Here is an 11,844-nt window from a genome sequence, read left to right on the forward strand (position 1 = left end):
GTGGAGCACGTTGTGCCCGACCTCCATGTTGTCGAGCACCTTCGACAGGGTCAGCGAGGCCGTTCCCAGCCACCACGCGGTGCGGCTCCGGCTGCCGAGGAGGACCACTCGACCCGCCACCTCGAGGCAGCGCTGGACGGCGATCACGCGTCGGATGTACGCCGCGTCGCGGGCGCCGCGGTCGGCGAGGACCTCGTCGCGCAGGGCGTCCAGGGTGCGGCCGATCTCATCGACCTCGGCGTCCGTCAGGTCGGCGTACGTCCGCTGGCGCGGGGAGTGCTGGAGAAAGGCAGCCATCGCTCCCAGTGCCCCGGTGCCGGTGGTGGCATGCATCTGGGAATTGCCTCCCCTCGGGTGGACTGGGACACGACCCGGTGGGTACGGAGCGCGCATGACCGAGCAATCCCACCACGACCAGGACGCGGACCCGCCGACGCCCACCGGGGAGGAGCCCGACCCGGGGCAGCTCGAGCCGGGCTCCGAGCCGGCCAGCCATCCAGACCCCGACCCCGACCCCGACGCAGGCATCACCCACACCCACTCCGAGGAGGACGCATGACGACCTACGGAAATGACCCACTCAGCGCCGGCGGCACGAGCGGCACCGGCACCAGCGGCTACGACGCGGACACGACCGGGACGACCGGCACCACCGGCACCACCGGAACGGGCGGCTACGGCACGAGCGGCTACGACTCAGGCAGCAGCGGCACGAGCACGACCGACAAGGCCAAGGACACCGCGTCCACCGCAGCCGACCAGGGCAAGCAGGTGGCCGGCACCGCGAAGGACGAGGCGCTCAACGTCGCCGGGACCGCGGCCGAGCAGGCCCGCAACGTCGTCGGTGAGGCGAAGCAGCAGGTCACCAGCCAGCTGAGCGACCAGGCCACCACCGGCCGCGACAAGCTGTCGCAGACCCTGCGGACCCTGGGCGACGACCTGCAGCAGATGGCACAGGGACAGGCCCCCTCGCAGGGCATGGCGACCGACCTCGCGCAGGAGGTCTCCGACCGTGTCCGCGCCCTCGGGAGCCACCTCGAGAACCGTGACCCCGGACAGCTCCTCGACGACGCCCGCGACTTCGCGCGACGCCGCCCCGGGACGTTCCTCCTGGGCGCGCTGGCCGCAGGCGTCGTGGCCGGGCGGATGTTCCGAGCGACCGCCGACGGTGCGGCCGCCGCATCGCTCGCCGAGTCCGGCGGCACGGGCACGACGTACGGTAGCCGCCCGACCGACCCGACGTACGGCACCACCGGTGTCGGGACGGGCCCGATGGCCACGGCCAGCGGCGCAGCGCCCCTGGCGGGTCAGTCGAGCACCGACCGCCCGGGCACGACGGGGTACGACACCCCCGTGGCGGACCCCACGCTGACGACCCCGTCCAGCCTCGACTCCACCTCGTCGGGGCTCCCCGGCCAGCGCACCCAGGACACCCCGTGACAGGGGCGCCGGGCGTGGATCCCGTGCCGACGACGACCACGGCGGGCCCGGTGGGCTCCCACGTCGCCGGTGTGGAGGACGAGCGCAGCCTCGGACAGATCGTGGGCGACCTGAGCAACGACCTGACGACGCTGGTCAAGCAGGAGCTCGAGCTCGCACGCACCGAGCTCAAGGAGGAGGCGGCCAAGGCCGGGAAGGGCGCCGGGATGCTCGGCGGTGCCGGCGTCGCCGGCCTGCTGACGCTGATCCTGGCGAGCTTCGCCCTGGCCTACCTGCTCGACAACTGGATGCCCGTCGAGCTGGCGTTCCTGATCGTCACGATCCTGTGGGCGATCGTCGGCGCCGTCCTCGCGGCGAGGGGCCGCAAGGAGCTCAAGAACGCCAACCCGCAGCTGCCGGAGACGCAGCAGACACTCAAGGAGGACGCAGCATGGGTCAAAGCACAGAAGAACTGAGGTCCGAGATCGAGCAGACGCGGCAGTCGATGACCGCTGACGTCGACGCCCTGCAGGACCGGGTGAGCCCGTCTGCCATCGTCGAGCGGCGCAAGCAGGCGGCGCGCAGCCGCGTGCTCGGCGTCCGCGACAAGGTGATGGGCACCGCCCACGGCGTGAGCTCCTCCACCTCCGGCACGGCCGGGTCCGCCAAGGACTCCGCCAGCGGGGCAGTCGACTCCGTCAAGGGCACCGCCCAGGGCGCCGTCAGCGGCGCCCAGGACAAGGTGCAGGGCGCTCCGCTGGCGGCCGGCCTGGTCGCCTTCGGGGCCGGGGTGATCGTCGCCGCGCTGATCCCCGCCTCCGAGAAGGAGGCCGTGGCGGCCGGTCACGTCGTCGACGCCGCCAAGGAGCACGGCCAGCCGGTCGTGGACCAGGCGAAGTCGGTGGCCCAGGACGTCGCCGACGGCGTCAAGGAGACGGCTGCCCAGGCCGCGCAGGAGGTCAAGGACACGGCCTCCGACAGCGCCGGCAAGGTGAAGTCCGAGGGTCAGTCGGGAGTGGACGAGGTCCGCTCGCAGACCCAGTCCTGATCCCGGTCCACCCGCAGCACAGCCGGCCCGTCCCCACCCGGGGGCGGGCCGGCTCGCTGCGCGTGGGGTTCGACCCCAGTGGGTACGGCGATGCATGACCTCACTCGCGGACCAGGACATCGAGCAGCTCGGCGGGCCCCTGAGCATCCTCACCCGGCAGAAGCGCGACCACGAGCGGCTCGACCGGCTCCTCAAGCGCCTCGCCCACAGCTCCCCGGGCGTCGAGGAGCAGGCCACGCTCCACTCGATCGCCCGGCTGGTCTTCCCGCACGCCTTCGCCGAGGAGTCCGTGCTCTGGCCCGAGGCGCGCCGCGTCCTCCCCGACGGTGAGGCGCTGACGCTGCAGGTCGAGCAGGAGCACCAGGAGGTCAACGAGCTCTGGACCTCCCTCGAGCAGCTGCCCTCCGGCAGCCCGGCCCGGAGCACCGCCATCGTGCGGCTGACCGAGGTCCTGCGCGAGGACGTGCGTGACGAGGAGGACGAGCTCCTCCCCCGGTTGCAGGACGCGGTCGGCGTACGACGCCTGCGTGTGCTGGGCGTCGCCTGGGAGGCCGTGCGTCGCACGGCCCCCACCCGCCCGCACCCCGTCGTCTCCCGACGCCCGCCGGGCAACGCCCTCGCCGCGCTGCCGCTGACGGTGCTGGACCACGGGCGGGACCTGCTCGACGCATCCGTGCGCCGGTTCCCGAAGGCGCACGGTCCGGCGTCACGGGCGAGCGACGGCCTGGCGCGGGCGGCCGGCCGCGTGGAGCGGACCGGCGTGCTGCGGCGTGGTGAGCACCCCTCGACGCACCGCGACTGAGCGGTCCACGGCCCGACGGGCCGAGCGCCGCGCCGCGAGCACGCCGAGGACGACCACCGCCATCGTGACGCCCCAGGGCGTCCCGGTCAGGGCGCAGCAGAGCGCCAGGGTCAGCTGGAGCCGGTCGCTGAGGGACAGGTGCAGCGGACCGGCCAGCGGGCGCGCGAGGTGGGCGGCGGCGTGGGTGGGGACGCGGGCTGGGACATGGGTGCTCATGGGTGCTACCTCCAGGGAGTCGGTCGAGGTCGGTCGTGGGTCAGGTGAGGACGAGAAAGGCCAGCCCGACCAGCAGGGCGGGAACGGTGGTCAGCACCGTGGCGAGGAGCGCCGAGCGGTGCTCCAGGGCCAGGAGCGGCAGCAGCGCGTCGCCGTCCTGGCTGATGGTGTTGGCCACGAAGGTCGCGAGCGGCATGCCACCGGCGGCGAAGATGCCGACGAAGACGATCTGCACCGCGCAGCCGGGCACCAGGCCGATGAGGGCGCCCACCAGCACGCCCGCCAGCCCGAGGACGGGGAGCTGGGAGCCGTCGAACCCGGTGACGTGGGTGAGCAGCGACCAGGCGAGGTACGCGACGGCGACCCAGACGGTCACGAACGCGACCTCGTGACCTCCGTGCCGCAGCACCGCCGCCATCGACGTCTCGGTCGCGCTGCCCTCGTCGTCGTCCGCGAGACGGCACCCGCCGCGCACGAAGACGACGAGCGCGACAGCCGCGCCGAGCACGCCGAGCACGAGGTAGAGCGTCTCCGGGTCGAGCAGCTGGAAGGTGACGGGGACGCTGACGGTGGCGCCACCGCCGATCGCGAGCCACAGGAGCACCGGCAGCGCGCCCACGTCGTGGAGGACGAGGCCCCGTCGGGGCACCACCGGTGCGGTGACCAACGGCCGTGACGGCGCCGGGGTCGGCGCGACCGCCGGGGGGATCGGCGACCTCCCACGCCGCCGCGGGTCGATGCCCAGCGCGTCGACGAGCAGGCCGCTGACGGTGCCGACGACGAGCAGCAGCGCCTTGAGCTGGACGGTCAGCCACGGGTCGTGCGCGAGCAGCACCCACGAGGCGTCGCCCATCGTCGCCACGAGGGCGGCGACGGCCGCGCCGTAGGACACCGCGCCGCGCCCGTAGGCCGCCATCACCAGGATCGCGCCGCCGCAACCGGGCGGCATGGTGAGGGCGGCCGCGACGAGGGGGCCCGCCGCCCGACGCCGCTCGAGAGCGGCGTCGAGGCGGTGGCCCCACCGGCAGCGGGCCCAGCCGAACGGCGCGACCATGAGGGCGACGAAGACGCCGACCTGCATGAAGGCGTCCGCCAGCGGGCGCAGCAGGAGCTCGGTCATGACGGGTGCTCGCCGTCGGCTCACTCGCCGGGAGTGAGCTTCTCCTTGGCCTTGCTCACCAGGTTCTGCGCTCCCTGCGCGTAGGCCACGCCGGCGTTCCCGGGCTTGCCGGGGCCCTTGGAGCCGTCGTACGTCGCGAACTGCAGCGGGTCCGGTGCGGGCAGCTCCTGCACGTCGTCGGTGAGCGCGCGTCCCTCCTCGAAGCGGATCTCCTCGTCGCCCACGAGCGTGGTGCCCTGGGCCCAGCGACCCTCGTGGGCGGTGCTGCCCTCGTGGAAGCTGTAGAAGACGCTGGCGTGCTCGGAGGCCTCCTCGTCCTTGCGCGAGTCCTCGAGGCCGTCGGTGTGGCCGTCCTCGATGAGCTGCTCGATGCCGAGCAGCCACTGCTGCTGGTGGAAGGTGTCGCGGGCCAGGGCGAACGACAGCGTCTCCTTCACCCCCGGGTCGTCGGTCATGCCGATGAGCCGGGAGACCTGCAGGCGGCCCTGGGCCTCCGCGGCGACGTTGTGCCGGAAGTCGGCCAGCAGGTTGCCGCTGGCCACGATGTAGCCGGCGTTCCACGGGACGCCCTGGCTGTTGGTCGGCATCGCGAAGCCGCCGCTGACAATGGCCTGCTGGGGGTTCTGGCCACCGAGCACCGCCGCGAGCGCGGGGTTGGCGGCGGCGGCCTCGGCCTGGGTCTCGGCCGGCGCGCCCTCGAGCAGCCGGGCGAGCAGCGTGGTCAGCATCTCGACGTGGCCGATCTCCTCGGTGCCGATGTCGAAGATCATGTCCTTGTACTTGCCCGGGGTGCGGCAGGCCCAGCCCTGCCACAGGTATTGCATCATCACGGTCATCTCGCCGAACTGGCCGCCGATCACCTCCTGCAGCTTGGCGGCGTAGAGAGCGTCGGGACGCTCGGGCTTGGCGCTCCACTGGAGCTCCTTGGTGTGCCGGTACATGTCGTTCTCCTCGCGATCGGGTCGAGCCTGGAGCGCCGGTCGCTCCCGGTGGTCCACGCTTCCGGAGCCCCGTTCGGGGCCCGTGACGGTCGCGGCAGCAGCGGCGTGCGAGCGGGGTCCTCACCCGCGTGCAGGCTCCGCCTGCTCGCGCGTCTCCGCCGACGCCGCCGGTCCTGCAACGGGCCGTCACGGCGGCGTCACCGGCATGCATCGGACGCAGGCCCGTGGGGCACTGTCCGCGCACGCGATCTGGGGAGGCGCAGTGGCACTGACGGCACGGCTGAGCCTGCTGGGTGGGTTCCGTCTGGAGGTGGACGGCCAACCCCACCCGGTGCCTGCCAGCGCGCGCCGTCTCCTGGCGCTGCTCGCCGTCGTCCACCAGGGTCGGCGCGCCTCACGCAGTGCGCTCGCCGAGATGATGCGACCCGACTCCGACCCCGCCCGCGCGACCTCCACCCTGCGGTCGGTCCTGTGGCGGCTGCCCCGCGACCGGGGTCGGGCGCTCGTGCTCGGCGACGCGCTCGAGGTGTGGCTGCACCCCGAGCTGCGCGTGGACCTCTGGGAGGCGGAGAAGCAGGCGCGGGTGCTGTGCGGCAGCGACGCACCCGCTGTCGAGGAGCTGCCGGACCTGTCGTTGCTGACGCAGGACCTGCTGCCCAGCTGGCACGACGACTGGCTGTCGGTGGAGCAGGAGTCGTTCCGGCAGCGGCGCCTCCACGCACTGGAGCGGGGGGCCGACCTGCTGTGCCACGCCGGTCGCTACCACGACGCCCTCAGCGCGGGGCTGGGCGCCGTGCGCTCGGAGCCGCTGCGCGAGAGCGCGCACCGACGCGTGATCCAGGTGCACCTCGCGGAGGACAACCACGCCGAGGCGCTCCGGCAGTACGACCACTACCGCCGGCTACTGGCCTCCGAGCTGGGCCTGGCGCCCAGCGCCACCATCCGCCGCTTGGTCGCCCCCCTGCTCGGGCGGCCGGTGGACCTCCCGGCAGGGCGGGACTGAGGCCGGCAGCCTCAGCCGAGGGGGTTCGGGTCGAGGCTGACGACCCCACCGCGCTCCGGGCACCTCAGGCGCTCGGCGAGCCCGGCGGCACCGGCGCGCTCGACGAAGTCGCCGAGCGGCGACCGGAAGACGGTGTAGTCGTCGTGGTGCACCGGCACCACGACCCGCGGGCGGGTGCGCTCGACGAAGTCGACGCCCATCCGCCCGTCCATGGTGACCGTGCGCAGCAGCACCCGCGTGCCACCGAGGTGGACCACAGCGGCCTCGATGTCGGGGAACCGCTCGCGGACCTCGTCCACGTGGTCGCCGGTCAGCGTGTCCCCACTGACGTAGACGCGGCGCCGTACCTGTCCGTCCACGAGGTGCTCGAGGACGCTTCCCATCACGGGCGGCAGCATTCGGCCGAGGAGCCCGCGCGCGTGCACGGCGGGGACCGCGGTCACCCGCAGCTCCTCGGCGCCCTTCGTGAGGACGTGCTGGTCCCAGGTCCGCAGTGCGTGCGCGTCGAAGCCCCACGGGCCGAGACGGCGTACGGCGTGCGGCGTCGACAGCACCGGCGCGGAGCGGTCGAGGCGCTCACGGCTGACCCGGTCGAAGTGGTCGCCGTGCAGGTGGGAGAGAAGGACCGCGTCGAGCGCCGGGAGCGCCTCGGGCTCGATCGCCGGTTCCGTCAGCCGACGGCTGGACAGGCCCCATCCCAGGTAGGCCCGCTGGCCGCGGTGCAGGAAGTTGGGATCCGTCAGCAGCGTGAAGGAGCCCAGCGACATCACGGTCGTGGCGGTGCCGATGAAGTGCAGTCGGTCGCCGGTCGTCATCGTGGGCTGCCGGTGCTCAGCGACGGACGCCGGTCGTGCCGGGCCGCCTGGCCAGCACGACACCGAGGGCGATCATGCCTGCGCCCAGCACGAAGTGCAGCCAGTCGTCGGCGGTGTTGAGCGGCACGAAGTTGGCCTGGGAGTCCTTGTCGACGATCAGCCCGTAGAGGAACAGCCCGAGGTAGATCACGCCGCCGCCGACGAGGAAGGCCCGCGCGCTCGACGGCCTCCGCGCCAACGCGATCCCGGCCGCACCGAAGAGGAGGTGGACCACGTTGTGCAGGACCGACACCTGGAAGATCCCGAGCAGCTCGGCGTGCGACTCGTGCCCGGCCCCCTCGAGGCTGCCGGTGGTGATGCCGGGGATGAACCCCAGCACCCCGACGAGCAGGAAGACGGCACCCACAAGGGCGGCCGCTGCCTGGACGGGCGTCCCGGACGCGGTGGACCGGGACCGGAGACGGGTGTTCTCTGTCATGGGAGCTCCTCTCTCGTCACGCCGAGCCGCTCGGCGTGGGCCCGCTACGTACCCTCTGACCGGTGCCGCACACATCGCTCCCACCCGGAGTGAGGTGGCGCAGGTCACGGTCTGTGCGGCGCCGATCGGGGTACTGGTGTGTCCCGACCGAGAACCTTGAGAACCTTGACGAGAGGATCGCTGGTGAACCCCATCCGCCTGGTCTCCGGAGCCGTCACGCTCCCCGCCCACGCCGCCGCAGCCGTCATCGGGACGTCCGTCGGCGTCGCGACCACCGGGGTCCGCACGACGGCCCGCGTCGTCGCCCGGGTCATCGAGCAGGTGTCGGGCTCGGCTCCGGCCCCGTCCGCGCCGTGGCCTGCCGACCAGTCCGCCGACCAGCCCGTCCAGCCTGCCGACCGGCCCGCGTCCACGGACGTCGACCCGATGCTGGGTACGCGCCGGTCCTCGGCAGCCGAGAAGGTGCCAGCCGCGAAGACCGCGGCCAAGAAGGCGCCCGCGAAGAAGGCCGCGGCCCGGAAGGCGCCCGCGAAGAAGGCTGCCGCGAAGAAGGCGCCGTCGAAGCAGGCCGCCGTGCTCGCCCCGGCCCTCGGGCTGAGCGAGGCCGAGGTGGAGGCCGAGCTCGACGCGACGAGCACCGACGACATCACCACGCCGTCGGGCATCCCCGCTGCGGGAGAGGGGTTCAACCCCGACACCACCGACACCGACCTGCACCAGCCGGGCACCGAGCCGCTGATGGACCCGGCCACGGTCAAGGCCGTGGCCAGCGAGTCCGAGGTGCTGCGCCGGGCGGCGGACACCGACAAGGGCTGAGCCCGGCACCAGCCGGGACGGATGTCCGTCGTCCGCCCTATCCTCGGACCGTGCACCGGATCTTCACCACGAGCGTGGCCTCGGTCTACCCCCACTACGTCGCCAAGGCGGAGCGCAAGGGACGCACCCGCGAGGAGGTCGACGAGGTCATCGAGTGGCTGACCGGCTTCGACGCCGCGCAGCTGCGGGCCCACCTCGACGACGGCACGACGTTCGAGGAGTTCTTCGCCGCGGCGCACCTCAACCCCCGCTCGGACCAGATCACCGGCTCCGTGTGCGGCGTCAAGGTGCAGGAGGTCGAGGACCCGCTCATGCGGCAGATCCGCTACCTCGACAAGCTGGTCGACGAGCTCGCCAAGGGCCGGCCCATGGACAAGGTGCTGCGGGCCTGAGCCACTGGACAACCGTGTCCGGGGGTACCTAGCGCCATGCACCTCCACGCGGACCCGCTCCCCGACCCGCACCTGTCATGGCGTCGCCGCACCGTCCGTGGCGACGGGGTCGACCTGGCCGTGCAGGAGGCCGGCGATCCCGACGCCCCCGCGGTCGTCCTGGTGCACGGCTACCCCGACACCCACCGGATGTGGTTGCCGGTCGCCGAGCGGCTCGCCGCCGACCTGCGGGTCGTGCTCTACGACACGCGCGGCCAGGGCCTGTCCCCCACCGACGCCTCCCACGAGGCCTTCGCCCTCCCCCACCTCGCCGCCGACCTGATGGCCGTCGTCGACGACGCGAGCCCCGACCGCCCTGCCCACGTCGTGGGCCACGACTGGGGATCGGTGCAGGCGTGGGAGGCGGTGTGCGAGCCGGGCGCAGCCGACCGCATCGCCTCCTTCACCTCGATCAGCGGACCCAACCTCGACCACGTGGCCGCCTGGACGCGTCGTACGCTCCGGCATCCCACGCCGGCCGCGGTCACCCGCCTGGCCGGCCAGGGCCTCTCCTCCTCCTACGTCCCGTTCCTCGTCTCGCCGCTGGCACCTCCGGTCCTGCGGGTGCTGGGCGGCCGGGAGATGGTCTCCGGGCTGCGCTACTACCGAGGCAACGTCGCTGTCGGCCGCCGGCCCCGCGAGCGTCGTACGTCCGTGCCGGTGCTGCAGCTCGCGCTCATCCGCGACCCCGCGATCCGGGAGTCGTCGCTCACGGCGAGCGAGCCCTGGTGCGACGACCTCCGGCGCCACCACCTGCCCCTCGGTCACTGGGCGCCCCGGACCCACCCCGACGTCGTCGCCGAGGAGGTCCTCGGCCACGTCACGGACGTCGAGGCGCGGCGGTGACCAACCGGTCCGTCACCGCCCGCAGCGGCGGCCAGCCTCCCCGCCCGCGCCGGGTCACCGCATAGGCGCGCAGCCGCACCTCCGGGTCCCGCAGGCGTACGACGCTCACGCCGCGTCGCGACGCTCGCCCCCGTGGCAGCAGGGCGACCCCGCGTCCGGCCACCACGAGGTCGTCGACGAGCTCGAGCGCGTCGATGCGGTGCACGACGTGCGGCACGAAGCCGGCCCGCGAGGCCAGGGTGCGCAGCGCGTCCTCGTCCGCGGTGTGGCGCGAGTTCACGATCCAGTCGCGGTCGGCGAGGTCGGCGAGCGCCAGGTGCCGGTCACGCGTCGGCACGCCGATCCCCCACTCGAGGTCCCACAGCGGGGAGACGACGTGGTCGTCGCGCCACTCCGCCGGCGCGAGGTCGTAGTCGTAGACGAGGGCCAGGTCGACGTCGTCGCGGGCCAGCAGGTCGAGCGACTCCAGCGGCTCGTACTCGTGGATGCGCACCTCGAGGCGAGGGTGGGTCGAGCGCAGGTCGTCGATCGCCGGCAGCAGCGACCTCCTGATCGCGGAGGCGAACCCTGCGACGCGCACCACGCCGGCCGGCTCCGCGGTCGGGTCGAGGTCGAGCCGCGCGGCCTCGACGGCGGCGAGGATCGTCACGGCGTGGTCGGCCAGCCGTCGTCCGGCCGGCGTGAGCCGCACCCGCCTGCCGTCGGGCTCGAGCAACGGGCTCCCGACGTCGCGGGCCAGCGCGGCGATCCCCTGCGACACGCTCGACGTCGTGGTCCCGACCGCGTCGGCGACCTCGTGCATCGAGCCGAGGCGCGATAGCTCCAGCAGCATGCGGAGGCGTCGGACGTCCATGGCTCTATTGTGTCGATAGGACGAACAGACTGTCCAGCAAAGTCACGTGGACACGAACGGTCGGACCGCCGTCTACTGGGGCCATGGCTTCCACCACCCTCCGATCCGGAGCCCGCGCAGGCGCCTCCATGGCTGTCGCGTCGATGCTCTGCGTGCAGCTCGGCCTGGCCGTCTCCGTCGGACTCATCGACGACCTCGGTGCGTCGGGCGCGGCCTGGCTGCGGCTCTTCTGGGCGGGCATCCTCCTCCTGGTCCTCGTCCGCCCCCGACTGTCGCTGTACTCGCGTGAGGCACTGTGGTCGGGTGCCGCGCTCGGCGTGGTCACCGCCGGGGTGACCTTGCTCTTCATGGCCGCCGTGGCCCGCCTCCCCCTCGGCACGGCCAGCGCGCTCGAGTTCCTCGGTCCCCTCACGATCGCCGTGTGGCGCAGCCGCGGCGTGGGCCGGTCCTGGGCGGCGGTGGCTGCCGTCGGCGTGCTCCTCCTGACCCAGCCGTGGACGGGCGCGGCCGACCCGGTCGGCGTGGCGTGTGCGCTGGGCGCCGCCGTCTGCTGGGCGGCATACATCCTGCTGACCCAGCGCGTCGGCGACGCGGTGGGTGGGCTGGGCGGCCTGGCGGTCTCGATGCCCGTCGCCGCCCTCGTCGCGACCTTCGTCGCGGGCCCGGGTGTCGTCGGGCAGCTCACGCCCGAGCTGCTGCTGTACGGCCTGGGGCTGGCGATCCTGCTGCCCGTCGTGCCCTTCGCCCTGGAGCTCCTCGCGCTGCGCCGGCTCACCACCGGCGCCTTCGGGACCCTGATGGCCCTCGAGCCGGCCTTCGCCCTGGTGATCGGCTTCCTCGTGCTCAGCCAGGTGCCCAACGGCATCGCCGTCGTGGGCATCCTGCTCGTCGTCGCCGCCGGGATCGGTGCCGAGCGCACCGGCGCCCGCGCGGACGAGCCCGCGCCGGTGGACGGGTCGGGCCTGGTCCCGGCCTGACCGCCCGGGCGACCGTGCGCTGGCACGGCGCGGGCGGGCCGCCCGCTGGCGACCCGCCCTCACCCGTCCGTCGTCGTGC

16 protein-coding genes and 1 pseudogene are annotated in these 11,844 nt (G+C 73.6%); 10 read left to right on the top strand and 7 right to left on the bottom strand.

What is annotated here, in order from left to right:
• Nucleotides 1–333, bottom strand: a pseudogene (locus ACFQW6_RS17585) (hypothetical protein); the annotation flags it as partial.
• Nucleotides 334–391: 58 nt separating this feature from the next.
• Between ACFQW6_RS17585 and ACFQW6_RS17590 the strand changes: the two are divergent.
• The 5 genes from ACFQW6_RS17590 (at nt 392) to ACFQW6_RS17610 (ending at nt 3,269) form a co-directional block, all read left to right on the top strand.
• Complete coding sequence (locus ACFQW6_RS17590; protein ID WP_378548296.1) at nt 392–559, top strand: hypothetical protein; 168 nt, start codon at nt 392–394, stop codon at nt 557–559.
• Entirely contained in the window at nt 556–1,440 is an 885-nt protein-coding gene (locus ACFQW6_RS17595; protein ID WP_378548299.1) for a hypothetical protein, read from the top strand. Before ACFQW6_RS17590 ends, ACFQW6_RS17595 begins: the two co-directional genes overlap by 4 nt.
• Before the next feature lie 14 nt (nt 1,441–1,454).
• The gene (locus ACFQW6_RS17600; RefSeq protein ID WP_378548302.1) at nt 1,455–1,895 is read left to right on the top strand and encodes a phage holin family protein; all 441 of its coding nucleotides are present in this window, start codon (nt 1,455–1,457) and stop codon (nt 1,893–1,895) included.
• Complete coding sequence (locus ACFQW6_RS17605; RefSeq protein WP_378548305.1) at nt 1,871–2,467, top strand: DUF3618 domain-containing protein; 597 nt, start codon at nt 1,871–1,873, stop codon at nt 2,465–2,467. The genes ACFQW6_RS17600 and ACFQW6_RS17605 overlap by 25 nt, the downstream gene beginning before the upstream one ends.
• Before the next feature lie 94 nt (nt 2,468–2,561).
• Complete coding sequence (locus ACFQW6_RS17610; RefSeq protein ID WP_378548308.1) at nt 2,562–3,269, top strand: hemerythrin domain-containing protein; 708 nt, start codon at nt 2,562–2,564, stop codon at nt 3,267–3,269.
• On the opposite strand, the gene ACFQW6_RS17615 is transcribed toward ACFQW6_RS17610, so the two are convergent.
• The 3 genes from ACFQW6_RS17615 to ACFQW6_RS17625 are packed head-to-tail and all read right to left on the bottom strand — an operon-like array spanning nt 3,174 to nt 5,546.
• Nucleotides 3,174–3,485: a hypothetical protein gene (locus ACFQW6_RS17615; protein WP_378548311.1), complete on the bottom strand. Its 312-nt coding sequence runs from the start codon at nt 3,483–3,485 to the stop codon at nt 3,174–3,176. The genes ACFQW6_RS17610 and ACFQW6_RS17615 overlap by 96 nt on opposite strands.
• A gap of 40 nt (nt 3,486–3,525) precedes the next feature.
• Nucleotides 3,526–4,605 carry a putative manganese transporter gene (locus ACFQW6_RS17620; protein ID WP_378548314.1) on the bottom strand — a complete coding sequence of 360 codons (1,080 nt, stop codon included), beginning with the start codon at nt 4,603–4,605 and terminating at the stop codon, nt 3,526–3,528.
• 20 nt (nt 4,606–4,625) lie between these two features.
• Nucleotides 4,626–5,546 (bottom strand): manganese catalase family protein, encoded by a 921-nt coding sequence (locus tag ACFQW6_RS17625; protein ID WP_378548317.1) that lies wholly within the window; start codon nt 5,544–5,546, stop codon nt 4,626–4,628.
• A 262-nt stretch (nt 5,547–5,808) separates the two neighbouring features.
• Between ACFQW6_RS17625 and ACFQW6_RS17630 the strand changes: the two genes are divergently transcribed.
• Nucleotides 5,809–6,549 carry a BTAD domain-containing putative transcriptional regulator gene (locus tag ACFQW6_RS17630; protein ID WP_378548320.1) on the top strand — a complete coding sequence of 247 codons (741 nt, stop codon included), beginning with the start codon at nt 5,809–5,811 and terminating at the stop codon, nt 6,547–6,549.
• Between the two features lie 11 nt (nt 6,550–6,560).
• Here the strand turns inward: ACFQW6_RS17630 and ACFQW6_RS17635 are convergent, their stop codons facing one another.
• Together ACFQW6_RS17635 and ACFQW6_RS17640 are read right to left on the bottom strand one after the other, a co-directional pair.
• Nucleotides 6,561–7,364, bottom strand: a complete 804-nt coding sequence (locus ACFQW6_RS17635; protein ID WP_378548323.1) for an MBL fold metallo-hydrolase — start codon at nt 7,362–7,364, stop codon at nt 6,561–6,563.
• A 16-nt stretch (nt 7,365–7,380) separates the two neighbouring features.
• Entirely contained in the window at nt 7,381–7,842 is a 462-nt protein-coding gene (locus tag ACFQW6_RS17640; RefSeq protein ID WP_378548326.1) for a DUF4383 domain-containing protein, read from the bottom strand.
• Between the two features lie 183 nt (nt 7,843–8,025).
• Between ACFQW6_RS17640 and ACFQW6_RS17645 the strand changes: the two genes are divergently transcribed.
• Genes ACFQW6_RS17645 through ACFQW6_RS17655 form a run of 3 tightly spaced genes read left to right on the top strand, consistent with a single transcriptional unit; the run spans nt 8,026 to nt 9,935 of the window.
• Complete coding sequence (locus tag ACFQW6_RS17645; protein ID WP_378548329.1) at nt 8,026–8,658, top strand: hypothetical protein; 633 nt, start codon at nt 8,026–8,028, stop codon at nt 8,656–8,658.
• Nucleotides 8,659–8,708: 50 nt separating this feature from the next.
• Complete coding sequence (locus ACFQW6_RS17650; protein ID WP_378548331.1) at nt 8,709–9,050, top strand: DUF2200 domain-containing protein; 342 nt, start codon at nt 8,709–8,711, stop codon at nt 9,048–9,050.
• A gap of 36 nt (nt 9,051–9,086) precedes the next feature.
• Nucleotides 9,087–9,935: an alpha/beta fold hydrolase gene (locus ACFQW6_RS17655; protein ID WP_378548334.1), complete on the top strand. Its 849-nt coding sequence runs from the start codon at nt 9,087–9,089 to the stop codon at nt 9,933–9,935.
• Here the strand turns inward: ACFQW6_RS17655 and ACFQW6_RS17660 are convergent.
• On the bottom strand, nt 9,910–10,788 hold the full coding sequence (locus ACFQW6_RS17660; RefSeq protein ID WP_378548337.1) for a LysR family transcriptional regulator: 879 nt from the start codon (nt 10,786–10,788) through the stop codon (nt 9,910–9,912). The two genes, ACFQW6_RS17655 and ACFQW6_RS17660, sit on opposite strands and share 26 nt — an antisense overlap.
• An 83-nt stretch (nt 10,789–10,871) precedes the next feature.
• Between ACFQW6_RS17660 and ACFQW6_RS17665 the strand changes: the two genes are divergently transcribed.
• Nucleotides 10,872–11,765 (top strand): DMT family transporter, encoded by an 894-nt coding sequence (locus tag ACFQW6_RS17665; protein ID WP_378548340.1) that lies wholly within the window; start codon nt 10,872–10,874, stop codon nt 11,763–11,765.
• Nucleotides 11,766–11,844 lie beyond the last annotated feature (79 nt).

This window comes from Nocardioides sp. GCM10028917 (assembly GCF_042666175.1).
Taxonomy (GTDB): domain Bacteria; phylum Actinomycetota; class Actinomycetes; order Propionibacteriales; family Nocardioidaceae; genus Nocardioides.